At 71.1% G+C, this 17,173-nt stretch carries 18 protein-coding genes; 9 read left to right on the top strand and 9 right to left on the bottom strand.

Annotated elements, in window-relative coordinates:
• Positions 1 to 57 precede the first annotated feature (57 nt).
• Positions 58 to 765, bottom strand: a complete 708-nt coding sequence (locus tag AC07C1_RS10995; protein ID WP_478938381.1) for a hypothetical protein — start codon at positions 763 to 765, stop codon at positions 58 to 60.
• A gap of 644 nt (positions 766 to 1,409) precedes the next feature.
• On the opposite strand from AC07C1_RS10995, the gene AC07C1_RS10990 reads away from it, so the two are divergent.
• Together AC07C1_RS10990 and AC07C1_RS10985 are read left to right on the top strand one after the other, a co-directional pair.
• The gene (locus AC07C1_RS10990) at positions 1,410 to 1,625 is read left to right on the top strand and encodes a type II toxin-antitoxin system VapB family antitoxin (RefSeq protein WP_478938380.1); all 216 of its coding nucleotides are present in this window, start codon (positions 1,410 to 1,412) and stop codon (positions 1,623 to 1,625) included.
• Entirely contained in the window at positions 1,622 to 2,044 is a 423-nt protein-coding gene (locus AC07C1_RS10985; RefSeq protein WP_478938379.1) for a PIN domain-containing protein, read from the top strand. Before AC07C1_RS10990 ends, AC07C1_RS10985 begins: the two co-directional genes overlap by 4 nt.
• 515 nt (positions 2,045 to 2,559) lie before the next feature.
• Here the strand turns inward: AC07C1_RS10985 and AC07C1_RS10980 are convergent.
• From AC07C1_RS10980 to AC07C1_RS10950, 7 genes are all read right to left on the bottom strand, one after another.
• Positions 2,560 to 3,063: a hypothetical protein gene (locus AC07C1_RS10980; protein WP_478938378.1), complete on the bottom strand. Its 504-nt coding sequence runs from the start codon at positions 3,061 to 3,063 to the stop codon at positions 2,560 to 2,562.
• A gap of 31 nt (positions 3,064 to 3,094) precedes the next feature.
• Positions 3,095 to 3,655, bottom strand: a complete 561-nt coding sequence (locus AC07C1_RS10975; RefSeq protein WP_478938377.1) for a hypothetical protein — start codon at positions 3,653 to 3,655, stop codon at positions 3,095 to 3,097.
• A 60-nt stretch (positions 3,656 to 3,715) separates the two neighbouring features.
• Complete coding sequence (locus AC07C1_RS10970; protein WP_478938376.1) at positions 3,716 to 4,543, bottom strand: COG4705 family protein; 828 nt, start codon at positions 4,541 to 4,543, stop codon at positions 3,716 to 3,718.
• 81 nt (positions 4,544 to 4,624) lie between these two features.
• Positions 4,625 to 5,293: a response regulator gene (locus tag AC07C1_RS10965; protein WP_478938375.1), complete on the bottom strand. Its 669-nt coding sequence runs from the start codon at positions 5,291 to 5,293 to the stop codon at positions 4,625 to 4,627.
• Positions 5,290 to 6,573: a sensor histidine kinase gene (locus AC07C1_RS10960; RefSeq protein WP_478938424.1), complete on the bottom strand. Its 1,284-nt coding sequence runs from the start codon at positions 6,571 to 6,573 to the stop codon at positions 5,290 to 5,292. Before AC07C1_RS10960 ends, AC07C1_RS10965 begins: the two co-directional genes overlap by 4 nt.
• 35 nt (positions 6,574 to 6,608) lie before the next feature.
• Entirely contained in the window at positions 6,609 to 7,460 is an 852-nt protein-coding gene (locus tag AC07C1_RS10955) for an ABC transporter permease (protein WP_478938374.1), read from the bottom strand.
• Positions 7,457 to 8,395 (bottom strand): ABC transporter ATP-binding protein, encoded by a 939-nt coding sequence (locus AC07C1_RS10950; RefSeq protein WP_478938373.1) that lies wholly within the window; start codon positions 8,393 to 8,395, stop codon positions 7,457 to 7,459. Before AC07C1_RS10950 ends, AC07C1_RS10955 begins: the two co-directional genes overlap by 4 nt.
• Positions 8,396 to 8,960: 565 nt before the next feature.
• On the opposite strand from AC07C1_RS10950, the gene AC07C1_RS10945 reads away from it, so the two are divergent.
• The 4 genes from AC07C1_RS10945 to AC07C1_RS10930 all read left to right on the top strand — a co-directional run bounded on the left by AC07C1_RS10945 (position 8,961) and on the right by AC07C1_RS10930 (position 13,544).
• The gene (locus tag AC07C1_RS10945) at positions 8,961 to 9,164 is read left to right on the top strand and encodes a cold-shock protein (RefSeq protein WP_030342329.1); all 204 of its coding nucleotides are present in this window, start codon (positions 8,961 to 8,963) and stop codon (positions 9,162 to 9,164) included.
• Positions 9,165 to 9,340: 176 nt separating this feature from the next.
• Positions 9,341 to 10,816: a DEAD/DEAH box helicase gene (locus AC07C1_RS10940; RefSeq protein ID WP_478938372.1), complete on the top strand. Its 1,476-nt coding sequence runs from the start codon at positions 9,341 to 9,343 to the stop codon at positions 10,814 to 10,816.
• 748 nt (positions 10,817 to 11,564) lie between these two features.
• Complete coding sequence (locus AC07C1_RS10935; protein ID WP_478938371.1) at positions 11,565 to 11,903, top strand: MerR family transcriptional regulator; 339 nt, start codon at positions 11,565 to 11,567, stop codon at positions 11,901 to 11,903.
• 669 nt (positions 11,904 to 12,572) lie between these two features.
• Complete coding sequence (locus AC07C1_RS10930) at positions 12,573 to 13,544, top strand: STAS domain-containing protein (RefSeq protein WP_478938423.1); 972 nt, start codon at positions 12,573 to 12,575, stop codon at positions 13,542 to 13,544.
• Positions 13,545 to 13,700: 156 nt separating this feature from the next.
• Here AC07C1_RS10930 and AC07C1_RS10925 read toward each other — a convergent pair whose 3' ends face one another.
• Positions 13,701 to 14,183, bottom strand: coding sequence for a DUF5994 family protein (locus tag AC07C1_RS10925; RefSeq protein WP_478938370.1), 483 nt, complete (start codon positions 14,181 to 14,183; stop codon positions 13,701 to 13,703).
• 417 nt (positions 14,184 to 14,600) lie between these two features.
• On the opposite strand from AC07C1_RS10925, the gene AC07C1_RS10920 reads away from it, so the two are divergent.
• The 3 genes from AC07C1_RS10920 to AC07C1_RS10910 all read left to right on the top strand — a co-directional run bounded on the left by AC07C1_RS10920 (position 14,601) and on the right by AC07C1_RS10910 (position 17,036).
• Entirely contained in the window at positions 14,601 to 14,939 is a 339-nt protein-coding gene (locus AC07C1_RS10920; RefSeq protein ID WP_478938369.1) for a MerR family transcriptional regulator, read from the top strand.
• Between the two features lie 284 nt (positions 14,940 to 15,223).
• A complete protein-coding gene (locus tag AC07C1_RS10915) occupies positions 15,224 to 15,427 on the top strand; it encodes a cold-shock protein (protein ID WP_007383480.1) in 204 nt (67 codons plus the stop codon).
• A 187-nt stretch (positions 15,428 to 15,614) separates the two neighbouring features.
• Positions 15,615 to 17,036, top strand: a complete 1,422-nt coding sequence (locus AC07C1_RS10910; protein WP_478938368.1) for a DEAD/DEAH box helicase — start codon at positions 15,615 to 15,617, stop codon at positions 17,034 to 17,036.
• Positions 17,037 to 17,173: the final 137 nt, after the last annotated feature.

Here is a 17,173-nt window from a genome sequence, read left to right as displayed (position 1 = left end):
TGACGGGCGCCGCGGCGTTTCCGGGGCGCTCTTCCTCTTCGCCTCCCACTGCTCCCGTCAGCGTTCGAGGGAGGCGGCGTCGCCCATGACGATCACCGGGTGCTGGGCGGGGTCGAGGGCGCGCAGCAGCTCCTTCATGTGCCGCTTCGCCACACTCACGCAGGCGTGCGTGGGGCCACCGTGGTCGACGTGCAGCCAGATGCCTCCGCCCTTGTCCGCGCCGAGCGGACGGGTCCAGTCGAGGGGGGAGGTGCCGGGCTTGTGGTTGTAGTTGATCGCCACGACGTAGTCGAAAGAGCCCGCGAGCGGCTCGCCTTCGTAGCCGGTGCCGTTGATGGTGAATCCGCGCCCGTGGTCGTACGTCAGCCTGGTGCCGGGGTCGGGCAGCAGTCCGCCGGCGTCGGTGAGGGGGAACACGCCGATGGGTGAGCGGAGATCGCCGACGTGGTGGTCGTCCGTCCAGCCTTTGAGAGCGTTGTGAGCCGGCCAGGTGGCTCCCGGCTCCCAGCCCGCGCCGGTGCGCCGGTACAGCACCACCCGCGAGGTCGAGGAGTTCTTGCCCCGGCCGGTGACCAGGACGACCTGGCGTGCGTTGCCGGGGATCCGGGCCAGCGTCCGGGGCCCCAGGCCCGGCAGCCGCGTGGGGCCGGTGCTCTTGGAGGACGCCTGCCCGGGTCTGGCCTGGGTCGTGCCGGGGGTGGCGGACACGGTGGCCGGTCCGTCATGCGCACCCACGGCCGCCGACCGGCCGTCGTCGGCCGTCATGACGCCCGTCCCCGTTCCGCCACATCCGGTGAGCGTGACGAGCAGGGCCAGGGTGGCGGCGGGTATCCCGGGACGACTGCCACCGCGGGTTGTAGAGGTGGTCGCTTGTCGATTGCCGGCCGAGGCACGAAGGCACCGGCGTACGGAAGGGCGACGAGTTGATGAAGCCATGATCGTCAGACTGCAGGAGGCGTGTGAGGAACTGGTCAGCTCCAGTTCCCCGGCCCGAAGTCGCGACCGGCCGGCAGGCATGCCGGGATCGGCGATGGCGAGGCGGCCGGGTTGCTGCGGTGCATGAGATCTCCGCCGTGCGTGTCGGGAGGCGTGTCACCGGGTCGCGGGAAAGCAGACGTTGGTGCGCGGGAGCACGGTGAGTCGACGCGCTCGGACGTGAGCGCAAGGGACTGGGCGGCGGACTCTTTCGCGACCGCGGCCAGGAGCGTGGGGACCAGCCTGACGAGCAGCCAGGTAAGCGTCGATGGCGGGGCTGACGTCGTCATCCAGGAAAAGGACGTGGTCCCCGCACCGGCCGGGTGCCGCGGCAGCCACAGGCGCACCGGCACCGAGACACCCGAGAACAGGAGCAGTCGCGACAGCGGCGTATATACTTGATGACAAGTTTTATATCCACGGAGGTGTATTCGATGACTCGCACGGTGATCGACCTCGACGATCAACTGGTCGCCGACGTGGCCAAGGCCCTGGGCACCAGCACCAAGAAGGAGACGGTGAACACCGCGCTGCGCGAGGTGCTGGAGAACCGGCGGCGTGCTCTGGCGCTCACCCGCCTGCGGGCGGCGGCGGCCGAGGGCGCCTTCGATCTCGATCTCCTTGACGACAAGGGGAACTACCGTCGGTGAACGCCGCGCAATTCCTGATCGACACGAGCGCCCTCGCCCGCCTGCTGCGCGGCGACGCCGAGCAGTACGGCTGGGACCAGGCGGCGGCAGCCGGACTCATCGCCACGTGCCCCATCACCGAGCTGGAATTCTTCTACAGCGCCCGTTCCGCCGCCGACCGTGCACAGGGCATCGAGGACCTGCGCCTGCTCTTCGGCTGGGTGCCGGTCGACGACCGTGCCTACGGCCGCGCCTGGCAGGTCCAGGAGGTCCTCACCCAGCGCGGACAGCACCGCAGTGCCGGAGCCGTGGATCTCGTGGTGGCCGCCACGGCCGAACTGCTAGGGCTGACCCTCCTGCACCGCGACCGGGACTTCGAACGCATCGCCGCCGTCACAGGACAGGCGCTCCAGTGGTACGGGCCGGAACCCGGCAAGTGAACCAACGGCCGAGGGACGACTGTCCCGTGGGACGTCTTGGAGGAGTGGCCGGTAGCGCAGGGCGGCGTCGGCCATTTCCTGGAGTTCGCCGCGGCCGGCACCGCTCGCGGCTTGTACGGCGATGCCGTAGGCGAAGGTGGTGAGGTAGCGGGCCAGCAGCCCCGGATCGGTCTCGGGGGCAGGTCGCCTTCGTCGACGGCTCGCTGGAACCGTTCTCGGACGCAGGAGTAGCCGTTGCTGCGCCAGGCGACGAGGAGGCCACGGACTTCCTGCCCGGAGTTGCTGGTGGTCAGGGCGCCCTGGAAGCCCAGGCACCCACGCGTTTTACGGTCCCTGCACAAGCGAGCCGACCGTCATTCATGAGACACACGTGATCGCGCGGCCCGGGATGGCGAGTCCTCGGATGCCGTGCGCGATGCCCCATCCCCCGTATGGGAGCAGCCCCAATGTGCTCTCACCCCTGCTTGCCGGGGAAGTTCCCAGCGGGGGACAGTGCCGTCTCCGGGAGGGCTCCTTTACGTGCTCAGCAGCCGGTTGAAGAAGGAACGGTAGCGGCGCAGGGCCCCGCGCAGTTCCTCCGTGTCGACCTGCTCGCCCTGGCCCCACTGGGCCTCCAGGTCCTTCTTGTGCTGCGCGAAGGTGGAGGCCAGGGTCTGCATGACGTCCGCGACCAGGGCGTCGGCCTGGTGCACGGCCTCACGGGGGTCGTCGACGAACCTGTTCTGGATGTCCTGCCAGCGGTCGCGGAAGCCGTGTTCCTCGTCGTCGGTCAGCAGCTGCGGGGCTTCGTCCTCCGAGGTGCCGGAACCCCCTGACGTTCCGGCTTCGCTCGGGACGTCGGTACCGGTCGCGTCGGTGGCGGACTCGCCGCCCGGCTGCTCGGCCTGCGCCGGCTCGGTGCTCTCACCTGGATAGGTGGGGGCTCCGGCTGACGTCGACTCCGGCCCGGTGCCGGCCGGCTGGGCGAGGTCGTCGGTGGACAGGCCGGCCGTACGGTTCGTTTCCTCGTTGCTGTGCATGGCGTTCCTCCATGCGGCATGGTGATCGGTGTCAGGACGGGGAGGGCTGCGACCGGCCGCCGCCGTCGGAGAGCAGCTCGTCGAACAGGGCGCGGTAGTGCACCATGGCGCCCCGCAACTGCTCGGTCGTGGCCCGCCTGCGCGTGGAGAGCGACTCCACCTCGTGTGCGGCCCGGTAGTGCTCCAGCGTGGCGCCGTGTTCCACCGACAGGTCCTTCAACTGCTGGCCGAACCCTTCGGTCGGATAGCCGCGCTCGTGCATGAGGGAGGTCACCAGCCGGTCGGCGTCGTGCACCGCGTCCTCCGGCCGGTCGACGAACTCCTGCTGGACGCTGGTCCACTCCCGCGTGTAGCGGTCCCGGGATCCGGGGGGCAGCGGCTTGATCTCCAGTGAGTCGTGGCGCCGCTCGCGAGCCCTCAGCTCACGCTCGCCGGCGAGCCGGCTGTCGGCTCCCTCGACCGTCCGGTCGTACTCCGGCCCGAAGCGCTCACGGAGGCGACGGCGCCGCATCAGCATCGAGGCCGCCACGGCGGCCAGAGCGATCACCACCACGAGAGGGATGATGATTGCCAGAAGCGTTCCCGTTGACATGGGTACACGCTCCCCACGGAGTAGTGATGTGCACTCCAAGAGTGCCCCATTTTGGGGCTTTTACCCCTTTCTTCGTGATTGGTTGCCGGTGACGTCCTTGCGCGTCACGCCCAGGTACACGACCAGACCGAGGATGACCGCCAGGAACAGCGCGCTGGTCAGCACGGTGCCCAGGCCCAGGCCGCCGTCACCCGTCGGCTGGGAGAGATAGTCGCCGATCGACGCGCCGAGTGGGCGCGTGAGGATGTAGGCGATCCAGAAGCTCCACACCACGTCCAGGCCCAGGGCGAAGTGCGCGACGGCCACCGCGGCGATGGCCGCCGCGAACAGCACGGCGGCCAGCCAGTAGCCGAGACCCATGCGCTCGGAGACCAGGTCACCGGCGGCGGTGCCCAGAGCGAAGGTGAACAGCACCGCCAGCCAGTAGAAGGCCTCGCGGCCGGTGGTGTCGATGTCGTGGATCGACAGCGTCCGCTCGCGCCGGTACCAGACGACGAACACGACCGCGAGGACGATCGCGAACACCGCCGTACTGGTCTCCAGCGGCACCCCCACGTTGTCGGTGAGGTTGTCGCTGACCAGCGTGCCGACGACGCTGATCAGCGCGACGGCGAGCCAGTACACGCCGGCCCGGTAGGCACTCGTGCGGAACTGCGCCACCAGCACCACGGCCAGCAGCGCGCTCATCAGCACGGACACTCCGGTCAGGCCGAGGCCGGCCTTCTCGTTCAGCAGGTCGGCCGCGGTCTCGCCCACCGTGGTGCACAGCACCTTGATGATCCAGAAGTAGAGGGTGACCTCGGGCACCTTGTTCCAGCGCGGGCGGTGCCCCGCCGGGGCAACAGGCTCACCGGCCGGGATCGCGGATGTCTCCGTCTCATAGGTCATGGAAGCGACCGTGCCACTGAACACCTGAACGCATCCTGACCGGCGGCCGCGGACCCGCCGCCACCGTGGCCGGGCCGCCGGTCAGTCCGGGTGCGGCCGGGCCAGGCCGTGGTCGTAGGCGAAGATCACCGCCTGGATGCGGTCGCGGGCCCCGATCTTGGACAGGACGCGGCCGACATGCGTCTTCACCGTGGACTCCGACAGCACGAAACGCGTGGCGATCTCGCCGTTGGTCCAGCCCTTGCCGATGGCGACGAGGATCTCGCGTTCGCGGTCGGTGAGGGCGCTCAGGCGCGGATCCTCGGCGGAGCCGTCGCCGCCGGCCGGCACGAGACGGGCGAATTCGTGCAGCAGGCGGCGGGTGAGCGCGGGTGCGATCACCGCGTCGCCGACGGCCACGGCGCGGATGCCGGCGAGGAGTTCCTCGGGGCGGGCGTCCTTGAGAAGGAATCCGCTGGCTCCGGCGCGCAGGGCCGCATGAGCGTACTCGTCGAGGTCGAAGGTGGTCAGGACGAGGACGCGGGAGCGGTCGCCGGCGGCGACGATGCGGCGCGTGGCCTCGATGCCGTCCATGCCCGGCATGCGGACGTCCATGAGGACGACGTCCGGGCGCAGTTCGGCGGCCTTGCGCACGGCTTCGGCTCCGTGGGCCGCCTCCCCGATCACCTCCGTCCCGGGCACCGAGTCGAGAAGCATGCGGAAGCCGTACCGCTGGAGCGGCTGGTCGTCCACGACGAGCACGGTGGTCACCGGGCACCGTCCTGGGGGGTGAGGTCGAGGTCGGCCCGTACCGTCCAGCCGGTGCCCGCGGGGCCCGCGCTGACGTACCCGCCGTAGAGCGCCGCCCGCTCCCGCATGCCCACCAGGCCGTGCCCTTCCTCGTTCGCCGTGCGGGGGCGGCCGGCCGGGGCGGGCGGGCCGGAGTCCTGGACGGTGACGGTCAGCCGCGTGTCCTCCACGGCGATCGCCAGGTTCGCACGCGCGCCGGCGCCGACGTGTTTCAGGGTGTTGGTCAGGGCCTCCTGCACGATGCGGTAGACCGTCAGCTGCACCCCGCTGTCGAGAGCGTCGACGTCACCGGCCGTCCGGTAGACGACATCGAGGCCGGCGGCGCGCACCCCCGCGCACAACGCGTCGATGTCCGCGAGAGAGGGCTGCGGGCTCAGCTCGGCGTCGCCCCGCGTGCCGTCCGCCTCGCGCAGCACGCCGAGCACCCGGCGCAGTTCGCCCAGCGCCTGACGACCGCTGTCGCCGATGAGGCGCAGGGCCTCCCGGCCGCGTTCCGGGGCAACGGCAGTGGCGTAGGCACCCGCGTCGGCGAGGGTGATGATGACGGACAGGTTGTGGCCGACGATGTCGTGCATCTCGCGGGCCACCCGCGCCCGTTCGGCCGCGACGGCGAGCCTGCCCCGCTGATCGCGTTCGGTCTCCAGCCGGGCCGCGCGCTCCCGCAGCCCGGCCAGCTGAGCCCGCCGGATGCGGATCACCAGGCCGAGCGCGAGGGCCGCGGTCGCCGTGCTGAGCAGGAAGAAGAGCGCGTCCCCGACCGGCACCACCGCCGAGACCCGCGCCGCGACCAGGCCCAGCGCACCCGCCATGACCGCACAGGCCCACGGCAGCTGCCGCAGCCGCCCGTGCAGGGCCAGGCTGTACAGGGCGACGAAGAGGGCGACGTCCGCACGGAGCGCGGCGCCCAGGGACCACTGGGCGACGAACACGGCCGTGACGGCGCCGAAGGCCACCGCGGGCGCCCGCCGCCGCCACAGCAGCGGCAGCACCAGCCCGCCCTGCAGGACCAGCATGCCGGGCGTGGGCAACCGGGTGACCGCCAGGCGGAAGCGGCGCGGGCCGTCGCCGTCCCCATGGCTGCCGTGCAGCAGATCCGGCAGGCAGAACATGAGGACCACCAGGACCACCACGGCGGTGTCCAGCACCCACGGACGGGCCCGGTCGGCGTGCCGCAGCCGCCGGCCGGCCCGGCCGAGCCGGGCGACCAGCGGCCCCATTCCGCCGAGATCATCGGTGGTCACGGAGGTCACCGGACCATGATGCGGGGCGTCGCCGCTCAGACGTCGCTGCGCAGCAGCCGGTAGGCCGCCGCTGCCAGCGCCGATGCCGTCCAGCCGAGGAAGACCAGGAGCCCGGCGGAGGGCGACAGGGTGGTGGAGTCATGGGTCAGCGCGAAGATCGACTCGCCCGCGTGGCTCGGCAGGTAGGGGGTGATGTCGCCCTGCCACGAGGCGGGCAGCAGGGAGACCAGTCCGGGCACCAGCATGAGGGCGGCGACCAGCACCGAGATACCGCCGGCGACGGACCGCAGCAGCGCTCCGAGGGCGGTGCCGATCACGCCGACCAGGCCGAGATAGAGCCCGGCGCCCAGCAGGCTGCGTACGACGCCGGCGTGACCGAGGCCCATGGCGGCGGGCGTGCCGGACACGATCCGGCTGCCGACGAGGAAGGCGGCGAACGCGCCGACGACACCGACCACCAGGGCGATCAGGCCGTACACCGCCGCCTTGGACCACAGCACGGGCAGCCGGCGCGGTACGGCCGCGAGGGTGGAGCGGATGGCGCCGGTGGAGTACTCGCCCGCCGTGACCAGCACGCCGAGCACGCCGAGTGCGAGCTGGGCGAAGTTCGTGCCGAAGAGGGACAGGCTCACCGCCGTCCCGGACGCGAGGTCGCGCTCCAGGGGCCGGCCGGAGCCGATCCCGGACCGGTAGTGGCTCGCCGCGATGACGCCGAAGGCCACGAGGAACAGCAGGCCGAGGCCGAGGGTGATCCAGGTGGAACGCAGGGACCAGAGCTTGGCCCACTCGGAGGCCAGTACGCGCCGTCCGGTCACCCGGTGGTCGGGTCGAGCCGGAGCCGCCGGGGCGGACTCGGGGCTCTCGGGTGTGGCCGTGAGGGTGCTCATGCCGCGCTCCCGGAGGTGTCGGTGCCGGTCGCGGAGCCGTGGTACTCCACGGCGTCCCTGGTCAGTTCCATGAATGCCTCCTCCAGCGACACCTCCTTCGTGGTCAACTCGAACAGGGGAATCCCGTGCTCGGCTGCCTTCAGCCCGATCTGGCGGGCGGACACCCCGGTGACCTGTAGTTGCTCCGTGCCGACGCGGCCGGTGATCTCCACGCCCGGCCCGGCGAGCACGTCCCGCAGCCGGGCGGGGTCCTGCGTCGCGACGTGCACGGTGTCGCCTCCCGCCGCACGTACCAGGTCCTGCACGTTCGTGTCGGCCAGCAGCCGTCCCCGTCCGACGATGATCAGGTGGTCCGCGACCAGCGCCACCTCGCTCATCAGATGCGAGGAGACGAACACCGTGCGCCCCTCGGCCGCGAGGGAGGTGAGCAGGTTCCGGATCCAGCGGACGCCCTCGGGGTCGAGCCCGTTGACGGGCTCGTCCAGCATCACGGTCCGCGGATCGCCGAGCAGGGCCGCCGCGATACCGAGCCGCTGTCCCATGCCGAGGGAGAAGGCACCGGCCCGCTTCTTCGCGACGCTGCCGAGACCGGCGAGTTCGACGACCTCGTCGACCCGGCGGCGCGGGATGCCGTGGGTCAGCGCGAGCGCGCGGAGGTGGTTGTAGGCCGAGCGGCCCGGGTGGATGGACTTCGCCTCCAGGAGCGCCCCGACCTCCCGCAGCGGCGCCTGGTGCCGGGCGTAGCGGTGGCCGTTCACCGTGACGGAGCCGCGCGTCGGCGCGTCCAAGCCGACGATCATGCGCATCGTCGTGGACTTGCCGGCTCCGTTGGGTCCGAGGAATCCGGTCACCGTGCCCGGCCTCACGGTGAAGTCCAGACCGTCGACGGCGGTTTTCTCCCCGTACCTCTTGGTGAGCTGCTGTGCCTCGATCATTCGCGTCCTCGCTTTCGGGCTCCGGCGCCCGGCACGCCCGACGCCTCCTCCCTCACGCTAAGACCGCGATCTCCGGATCCGGTGGTACCGGGGAACCGAACGCCGCCGGACGGGTGGTACCGGGGTACTACGGCTGCGGCGGCCTCGCCGGTCGGGACGGCGGCGAGGGGGCACTCGTCGAAGCACGGGTGATGTGACCTTCGTCGCGCAGGGGGTCCGGTGCGTTCACCGTGTCCGATCCGCCGGCGCAGAGGGTGGCGGTGCCTGCCCCATCGCCGGAGGTCATGGCGCTGCGGCGGAAAGGCGCGGCAGGAACACGCGCCCGCGGGTAGCAATATCTGTGTCCGCGACATGAGAAATAGGTGTGGCGCACGGCGAGTATTCCCTCGACTGCCGACGGGATCGGAATTGGCGACCACGCAGGGCCGATCGCACCGTGCTACTGTCGACGTCAGTTGCAGGTGTGGTTGCCAGAAGGTTCATTTTCCGACGGGGTAATCATCACGGCGACAACAGGAATCCGCACAGGGCGAATTCCCGACACCGCCTCCGAAGGAGAAATGAAATGGCTACTGGCACCGTGAAGTGGTTCAACGCCGAAAAGGGCTTCGGCTTCATCGAGCAGGACGGCGGCGGCCCCGACGTCTTCGCCCACTACTCGAACATCGCCGCCCAGGGCTTCCGCGAGCTGCTGGAAGGCCAGAAGGTGTCGTTCGACATCGCGCAGGGACAGAAGGGCCCGACGGCCGAGAACATCGTCCCCGCCTGACATCCGGCACCACGCGTAGTACTTCGCAGCTGGGACCCGCACCTTGGGGTGCGGGCCCCAGCTCGCCGCATTTCTGGGCATGGCCCACATCATCTTTTGGCTCGTTCTCGCGATTCTCTGCGCCGCTCATTTGCTGCGGGAATTCCTTGTACGCGCCGCATCAAGGAAGGTTCCGCATGAATCGCACACGCACGCCCCGCACACATGATCGCTTTCGCGGCGGCTCGGCCGCCGGCCGCTCCGGCGCTCCGCGCCGTTCCGAGGGTTACGGAAAGCGACAGTCCGTGCAGGGCGAGTTCGCGTTGCCGAAGACGATCACGCCGGCGCTGCCCGCCGTCGAGGCGTTCGCCGATCTCGATCTGCCGGCGCGGCTGCTGGCCGCGCTGGGCCGCGAGGGCGTGACCGAACCGTTCCCGATCCAGGCGGCGACCCTGCCGAACTCCCTGGCCGGTCGGGACGTGCTCGGCCGTGGCCGCACCGGGTCGGGCAAGACCCTCGCCTTCGGCCTCGCCGTGCTGGCCCGTACGGCGGGACAGCGTGCCGAGCCACGGCAGCCCCTTGCCCTCATCCTCGTCCCCACCCGTGAGCTCGCCCAGCAGGTCACCGACGCGCTCACTCCGTACGCCCGCTCCGTGAACCTGCGGCTGGCCACCGTCGTCGGCGGGACGTCCGTCGGCCGGCAGGCCAGTGCGCTGCGCGCCGGCGCGGAGGTGGTCGTCGCGACGCCCGGGCGGCTCAGGGACCTCATCGACCGGGGCGACTGCCGACTGGACGACGTCGGCATCACGGTCCTCGACGAAGCCGACCAGATGGCCGACATGGGCTTCATGCCGCAGGTCACCGCCCTGCTCGACAAGGTGCGTCCCGACGGGCAGCGCATGCTCTTCTCGGCCACCCTGGACCGCAACGTCGACCTGCTGGTCCGCCGTTACCTGAGCGACCCGGTGGTCCACTCCGTCGACCCGTCGGCCGGTGCGGTCACCACGATGGAGCACCACGTACTCCACGTGCACGACGCGGACAAGCACCGGACGACCACCGAGATCGCGGCGCGAGACGGCCGAGTGATCATGTTCCTGGACACCAAGCACGCGGTGGACCGGCTGACCCAGCACCTGCTCAGCAGCGGCGTCCGTGCCGCGGCCCTGCACGGCGGCAAGTCCCAGCCGCAGCGCACGCGGACCCTCACCCAGTTCAAGAACGGGCATGTGACGGTACTGGTGGCGACCAACGTCGCGGCGCGCGGGATCCACGTCGACCACCTCGACCTGGTCGTCAACGTGGATCCGCCCGGCGACCACAAGGACTACCTGCACCGTGGCGGCCGTACCGCCCGCGCCGGCGAGTCCGGCAGCGTCGTCACGCTGGTGACCCCCGGCCAGCGCCGCGGCATGACCCGGCTGATGGCTTCGGCCAACATCAGCCCGCGGATCACCCAGGTACGTCCGGGTGAAACGGAACTGAACCGCATCACCGGGGCCCAGGCTCCGTCCGGTGTCCCGGTCGTCATCGCCGCGCCGGCCGCGGAACGTCCCCGCCGCGAGTCCTCCTCGTCGCGGGGCCGCCGGGGCCGCGCCGGCCAGGGCCGGCCCGCCGGCGAGGCGGCGCGCCGCAGGACACAGCGGCAGCGCGCCTTCGACTCGGCCGCCTAGGGTCTGTCCCGCCTCACCCCGGTCAGCCCGCAGGCCCGCCTGAACCAGGCGGAGACCGCCATCGAGACGGCTGTGAGGGCCCTGCCGACGCGCGTCGGCAGGGCCCTCACAGCCGTTTTGTCGTCCGCTCGCAGGGTGCTGGCGGCCCGCTGCGCCGGGTTGCCGCAGCCGTTGTCGCAGCTCACAGGATTCCTTCACCACCAGGCAGGTGAAATCTACTCTTGCCAGAGTAGACATTCGCCTCTGTGGTGGTTACGCTTTTTCCCGTCGACACAGTCAAGCAGGACCCGGCAGACACGAACTGGCGGGTAGCCGTACATGGAGTTCGCAGGCCAGTGCGGCTCTGGAGTCCCGAAGCCAAGGTGTTCGCAGAACGGTGACGGGGCTGAGAGCCGCACTGGGCGGCCCAGAGGTTCAGGGGCCGCCAACAGCATCACCGAGCAGTACCCGAAGTACCGCAGTACCGGTTCAGTGCAAGTGGTTGGTTCGAGCAAGAACGGAGGAGCAGACGCCATCAGGATCGCCCGGCCCGAGAGTGCTCGGCCCGGGTACCGCAAGACCCCGGATTGGATGGTGGTCCCCGGTCACGCAGCCGCGATCCCCGCTACCCGCCGTACGTCGGCCGGGTAGCGGAAACAGAAGGTCGGCTCAGCAGTAGGGCCGACAGATGGTGTTGAATTTCCTCGGGGCCCTGGTGCTTACGGCACCAGGGCCCCCCGACGCGTTGCAGGTTGCACAACGAGGTGACATGACAGCAGATATTCCCCTCAGCGATCGTCTGGACGACGACGACTACCCCGCATACACGATGGGCCGGGCCGCCGAGATGCTCGGCACCACTCCGGCCTTCCTCCGAGCCATCGGCGAAGCCCGCCTGATCACTCCGCTCCGCTCGGAGGGCGGGCATCGCCGGTACTCCCGCTACCAGCTGCGGATCGCCGCCCGCGCCCGCGAGCTGGTCGACAGGGGAACCCCGATCGAGGCTGCCTGCCGCATCGTCATTCTTGAGGACCAGCTCGAGGAAGCTCAGCGCATCAACGCCGAGTACCGCCGTGCCGCCAGGCAAGCGGCGAGCGGTCCCAGCTGATCGCTCGGCCGCGCACCGGTCCGGCCCGTACCCGCCCCACGCTGATCGAGCACCCGCGCCCGGCGCGTTCTCGCCGACGCGCGGAGCGCGAGGAACCGCTCCCCGCCGGCCCTCTGACCCGCATCTTTCCCCCGCCGCGCCCTCGGCTAGCTGCGGCACGCGCGGCACCTCCGTCGGCCCGGACACATGGGTTTCCCCGACACTCCCGCCTCGCACGGAAGCCGATCATGGGGTGCGGTGGGACCCCGTCGCCTCGGCGCCGGACCGGCGCCGGGGGCGCACCCGGCCGCGCTGCCCGGCCGCCCACGGCGGCAGGGCCGGTGTAGCGGAGCGCCCGCGCCGGTTCGGGGCGCGCCGCGCCCGTCCGGAGGGACGCCGAGCGCCGTGGGCGTCGCCGGGGCCGGCGGGATGCCTCGCCGCGCGGTTGTGCGGACGCGGCAGGTCGATGAGGGGCGCAGGCGTCGTACGGTGGAAGTACCGAGGGCATTTCGCACTCCGGCCGCAGCGCCGGGTCGTCCTCGGCGAGAGACGAACCCCGGGCCGCCCCAGCAATCGGCGCGGAGACGGGTCGGCATCATGTCCGCCGCGGTCGAAGCAACTCCCCGCGGGCTCAGCACCGCTGGCCCCTCATGTCCGTACCGGTCCGCGGCTCCACGGAGGGGAGGCGTGATGGCCCTTTCCCGGCTGGACATCCACCGGCGGAACCGAGGGGAGCGGGCGCTCGTCACGCTCGCCGGTGAGATCGGACCGGCAACGGGGCCCCTGCTGCGGGCCGCACTGGAGCAGTGTCTGCGGGACGGCGTCGCCGTCATCGATGTCGACCTGAGCACGGTCGGTTCCTGCGATGCCAGGGGCCTGGGCATCTTCCTGTCGGCGTCACAGCGCGCCGGCCGGGTCCACGCCTCCCTTCGGCTGCACCACCCGGGTGCGCAGATCACCCGGCTCCTCGCCGTCACGGGATGCACGCCCCTGCTCCTCGCGGCCCCCGCCGATCCCGTGCCGCCCACCCTGCCCCATGACCTTCGGGCCCCGCTCTTCCCGGACCCGTCCTGCGCCGCGCCCGCCGCCGGCCCCGTACTCAAAGACGGGATCCGGCTGCGCCGGCTGAACCGGTGGCAGTCCGAGGGGATGCTGGAGGACATCGCCGACCTGGCCATGGCGTCGGTCGCGGGCACCCCCAGCGAGGCGTACCAGGACCGGGAGCACTTCCTGCGCCGCCTGGCCACCACTGTCCAGCACCCCGGCTTCGCCTTGCTGGTCGCCGAGACCACCGTGCTGGTCGGCTGCGCCTTCGGGTTCCCCGTCGGCCCTGACGGCCCGGGCCTGCGGGGATTCGGCGACCGGCTGCAGGAGTCCGTCCAGCGGCTCACCACCTGCGCACGGTTCGTCGTCGTCACCCAGGTCATAGCCCATCCGCACACGCAGCACCGCGACATCGCCCACCGTCTGCAACAGCGCCTTCTCACCGAACAGCGCGCCGCGCTGGGCGTCGCCCTGCTCCATTCGGCCGACCGGTTCGGACAGGCCGCCTTCGAATCCTGGGGCTGGCAGAACATCGGAGAGATCGTCGGGCTGCCCGGCTCCGTCGTTCCCTGTGTGCTGGTCCTCCGGAGGGGAGGGCCGCGCCCCGCGAGCCGGTGACCGGGACGTCTGTACCGGGCGTCCGCCGCGCAGGAGGCCGAGCGGCTTCGCCGTCCCGGCCGGTACGGCCACCGGTCCGGCACCTCGTGGGACGACGCCACCCTCCTCCCGGGGGAGTGGCGCGGCTGACCGCACCGCCGGCCGGGGGCCGGCCCGTCAGTCCGACGGAACGGACCCGCTTCCGGTGTCGATGAGGATCTGTTCCGCCCCGATGATGTTGTCGGCGCGGACGGCCTGGGCCATCGCGGCGAAGGCGGCCTCGGGTGCCGTCCGGGGCGGGATCACCAGCAGCGAGAACAGGTCATGGTCCCCACGGGTGATCAGGACGGTGTCGTCGGCCACCGCGAAGGAGTCGACGTGCACCACCCGGTCGTCGATGACGACCCGCGTGGGCAGCCCTTCCCAGGCCCCGGCGTCCAGCCCGACGCGCGTCACCGGCCCGAGGTGCTCTACGAGGGCACTCAGCAGTGCGGGAAGCTCGACACCGATGTCACGCGACCGTGGCCACCAGGCACCGTCGAGGACGCCTTCACGCGATTCCGTCGTCTCCAGCCGAAGCAGTGCGCATCCGGGCCGCACTCCCGCGTGGACGCCGCTGGGCAGCCGTCCGGAGTCCGGGGAGGTATCGGAGCTGGTCATGAGAACCACCCGTCTTCGGTGACCGGCGCGAAACACGGGTTCCGCTCGCGCCCACCACGCTACTCCCCGTGGCGCCGGGGGCGGGGGCGTGTCCCGCGCCGGCCGACGCGGTGCGCGGGGCACGGCGTGGGCCCTCCGGACGTGCGCCCGGAGAGCCCGGTCAGGGCTGCGTTCTCAACCCTTGGGCGACGAGTAACCCATCCCCCGCCGACGCAATCAGCCGGACACCCACGACGTGCCGTCGGTCACTTCCGCACGGCCGGCCCACTCGGTGCTCCGGCCATGACCGTTTCGGATTACGACCTTCTCGAAAGCGGGAAATCTGCCGGATCTGCACCACATATTCGCGCGGACCGACGTTAGGGTTGGGACCACCGGGGCGCCACACGCCACCCGTGTCCCCGAAACGAAGGTGCCATGCCAGCCGAGAACTCACCCGCCGGCAATCTCGACGACGACGACTACCCCGCCTACACCATGGGCCGCGCCGCCGACCTCCTCGGCACGACACCCGCCTTCCTGCGAGCCCTCGGCGGGGCGAAGCTGATCAGTCCGCTGCGCTCCGAGGGCGGCCACCGCCGCTACTCCCGCTACCAGCTGCGCCTCGCCGCCCGCGCCCGCGAACTCGTCGACCAGGGCACCCCCGTCGAGGCGGCGTGCCGCATCATCATCCTCGAGGACCAGCTGGAAGAGGCCCTGCGCCTGAACGAGGAGTACCGCAGGCTGGGCGAGCCCGGCGCCGACGGCAACCGCTGAGCGGAACGGTCCGCGCGAGCGAATATCTGTCACCGCCGTTGCAGAATTACCTACGGGACACCAAAAGGTTCGTCACCCACACCGGCTCAGGACGACGGAAACCTTGGGCGATCCGGGCCCTCCCGTGTTACCCTGATAACAGTTGCAGTTTTGATTGCCGGAGATTTCCTGTGTTTCGCCGTGAAATCTTCCGGGTCTTTCCGGGTCTCCCGGAGGGGTGATCATCGCGGCGACTCGGGGTCTGCACAGTGCGGATCCCAGCACTGCCCCTAGGGAGATTCAATATGGCATCTGGCACCGTGAAGTGGTTCAACGCGGAAAAGGGCTTCGGCTTCATCGAGCAGGACGGCGGCGGCGCTGACGTCTTCGCGCACTACTCGAACATCGCCACCTCCGGCTTCCGCGAGCTTCAGGAAGGCCAGAAGGTGACCTTCGACGTCACGCAGGGCCAGAAGGGCCCGCAGGCCGAGAACATCGTTCCTGCCTGACGCTGACGCGTTTCTACGAGGCTGGGGCCCGCGCTCTTGGGGCGCGGGCCCCAGTCCGTTTATCCCAACCTTTCGCCTCCCTGCCTTTTCGGTTTTCCCTTCGGCTCATTCTTGCGAATTCTGTTGCGGTTCCGCACCGCCGAAAGGAATTCCTCGATACGTGCCGCACGCATCGAGGAAGGTTCCGATGAACCGCACCGGTCGCACCGGCAACAGCTCCGCCCGTTTCCGTTCGCGGACGAGCCCCCAAGGGACGAGCCCGCAGCGAAGGCGCGCCCCCCTCGGCGAGTTCACCCCTCCCGTCACTCTGACGGAGGCACTGCCGGCGGCGGAGACGTTCGCCGACCTCGATCTGCCCGCGCCGCTGCGCACCGCGCTGCACGCCGAGGGCGTGACCGTACCCTTCCCGATCCAGGCGGCGACCCTCCCGAACTCGCTGGCCGGCCGGGACGTCCTGGGCCGCGGACGTACGGGTTCGGGCAAGACGCTCGCCTTCGGCCTGCCCCTGCTGGCCCGCCTGGAGGGACAGCGGGCCGAAGCCCGGCAGCCCCTCGCCCTGGTCCTCGTACCCACCCGGGAACTCGCCCAGCAGGTCACCGAAGCGCTCACCCCCTACGCGCGGGCGATGCGCCTGCGACTGACCACGGTGGTCGGCGGCATGTCGATCGGCCGTCAGACGGCCGCACTGCGCGCCGGTGCCGAGGTCGTCGTCGCGACCCCCGGCCGGCTCAAGGACATCATCGACCGCGGCGGCTGCCTGCTGGACCGCGTGGCCGTCACCGTCCTGGACGAGGCCGACCAGATGACCGACATGGGCTTCCTGCCGCAGGTGACCGCGCTGCTCGACCAGGTGCGCCCCGACGGCCAGCGGCTGTTGTTCTCCGCCACGCTCGACCGCAACATCGACCTGCTGGTACGCCGTTACCTGCACGACCCCGTCGTGCACTCGGTGGACCCGTCGGCGGGCGCGGTCACCACCATGGAACACCACCTGCTGCACGTCCACGACGACGACAAGCACACCACCGCGACCCAGATCGCCGCCCGCGACGGCCGCGTGATCATGTTCCTGGACACCAAGCACGCGGCGGAACGGCTGGCCAGGCACCTGCTGTCGGTCGGCGTACGCGCCTCGGCCCTGCACGGCGGCAAGTCCCAGCCGCAGCGCACGCGCACCCTCGGCCAGTTCAAGGACGGGCACGTCACGGTGCTGGTGGCCACGAACGTCGCCGCCCGCGGTCTGCACGTCGACAACGTCGACCTCGTCGTGAACGTCGACCCGCCCGGCGACCACAAGGACTACCTGCACCGCGGCGGCCGTACCGCCCGCGCCGGCGAGTCCGGCACCGTCGTCACGCTCGTCCTGCCGCACCAGCGGCGTACGGTGAACCGCCTCATGGCCGATGCCGGCATCACCGCCCAGACCACGCATGTCGGCCCGGGCGAGCCCGAGTTGAGCCGTATCACCGGTGCCCGGACGCCCTCCGGAGTGCCCGTCACCCTCGCCGCACCGGCCGCCGAACGCCCGCAGCGCACCGCGTCCGCCGGGCGCGGCCAGGGCGGGCGGGCGAGGCGCTCCCGGCGTCCGGCCCCCGCCAGGAACCGGTAACCACGCGCATCCTTCGGCGGTGGCCGGCGTCCGCCCCGCCGAAGAAGGCGGGCCCCTGAATCCACAAGAGGAGACACTCTTGCCCCCTGCCCCCGCCCACCCCTCTTCCCCCACCCGGCCCTGTGCCCCCGCTCAGC

The sequence above is a fragment of the Streptomyces sp. NPDC045022 genome, assembly GCF_056432605.1.
This window is presented reverse-complemented; position numbering and strand designations above follow the sequence as displayed.

What these genes read in the sequence shown, in the direction of transcription:
- AC07C1_RS10995 (WP_478938381.1), bottom strand. Translation starts at nt 765, where the DNA reads ATGACGGCCGACGACGGCCGGTCGGCGGCCGTGGGTGCGCATGACGGA.
- AC07C1_RS10990 (WP_478938380.1), top strand. Translation starts at nt 1,410, where the DNA reads ATGACTCGCACGGTGATCGACCTCGACGATCAACTGGTCGCCGACGTG.
- AC07C1_RS10980 (WP_478938378.1), bottom strand. Translation starts at nt 3,063, where the DNA reads ATGCACAGCAACGAGGAAACGAACCGTACGGCCGGCCTGTCCACCGAC.
- AC07C1_RS10975 (WP_478938377.1), bottom strand. Translation starts at nt 3,655, where the DNA reads ATGTCAACGGGAACGCTTCTGGCAATCATCATCCCTCTCGTGGTGGTG.
- AC07C1_RS10970 (WP_478938376.1), bottom strand. Translation starts at nt 4,543, where the DNA reads ATGACCTATGAGACGGAGACATCCGCGATCCCGGCCGGTGAGCCTGTT.
- AC07C1_RS10955 (WP_478938374.1), bottom strand. Translation starts at nt 7,460, where the DNA reads ATGAGCACCCTCACGGCCACACCCGAGAGCCCCGAGTCCGCCCCGGCG.
- AC07C1_RS10950 (WP_478938373.1), bottom strand. Translation starts at nt 8,395, where the DNA reads ATGATCGAGGCACAGCAGCTCACCAAGAGGTACGGGGAGAAAACCGCC.
- AC07C1_RS10945 (WP_030342329.1), top strand. Translation starts at nt 8,961, where the DNA reads ATGGCTACTGGCACCGTGAAGTGGTTCAACGCCGAAAAGGGCTTCGGC.
- AC07C1_RS10940 (WP_478938372.1), top strand. Translation starts at nt 9,341, where the DNA reads ATGAATCGCACACGCACGCCCCGCACACATGATCGCTTTCGCGGCGGC.
- AC07C1_RS10935 (WP_478938371.1), top strand. Translation starts at nt 11,565, where the DNA reads ATGACAGCAGATATTCCCCTCAGCGATCGTCTGGACGACGACGACTAC.
- AC07C1_RS10930 (WP_478938423.1), top strand. Translation starts at nt 12,573, where the DNA reads ATGGCCCTTTCCCGGCTGGACATCCACCGGCGGAACCGAGGGGAGCGG.
- AC07C1_RS10925 (WP_478938370.1), bottom strand. Translation starts at nt 14,183, where the DNA reads ATGACCAGCTCCGATACCTCCCCGGACTCCGGACGGCTGCCCAGCGGC.
- AC07C1_RS10920 (WP_478938369.1), top strand. Translation starts at nt 14,601, where the DNA reads ATGCCAGCCGAGAACTCACCCGCCGGCAATCTCGACGACGACGACTAC.
- AC07C1_RS10915 (WP_007383480.1), top strand. Translation starts at nt 15,224, where the DNA reads ATGGCATCTGGCACCGTGAAGTGGTTCAACGCGGAAAAGGGCTTCGGC.
- AC07C1_RS10910 (WP_478938368.1), top strand. Translation starts at nt 15,615, where the DNA reads ATGAACCGCACCGGTCGCACCGGCAACAGCTCCGCCCGTTTCCGTTCG.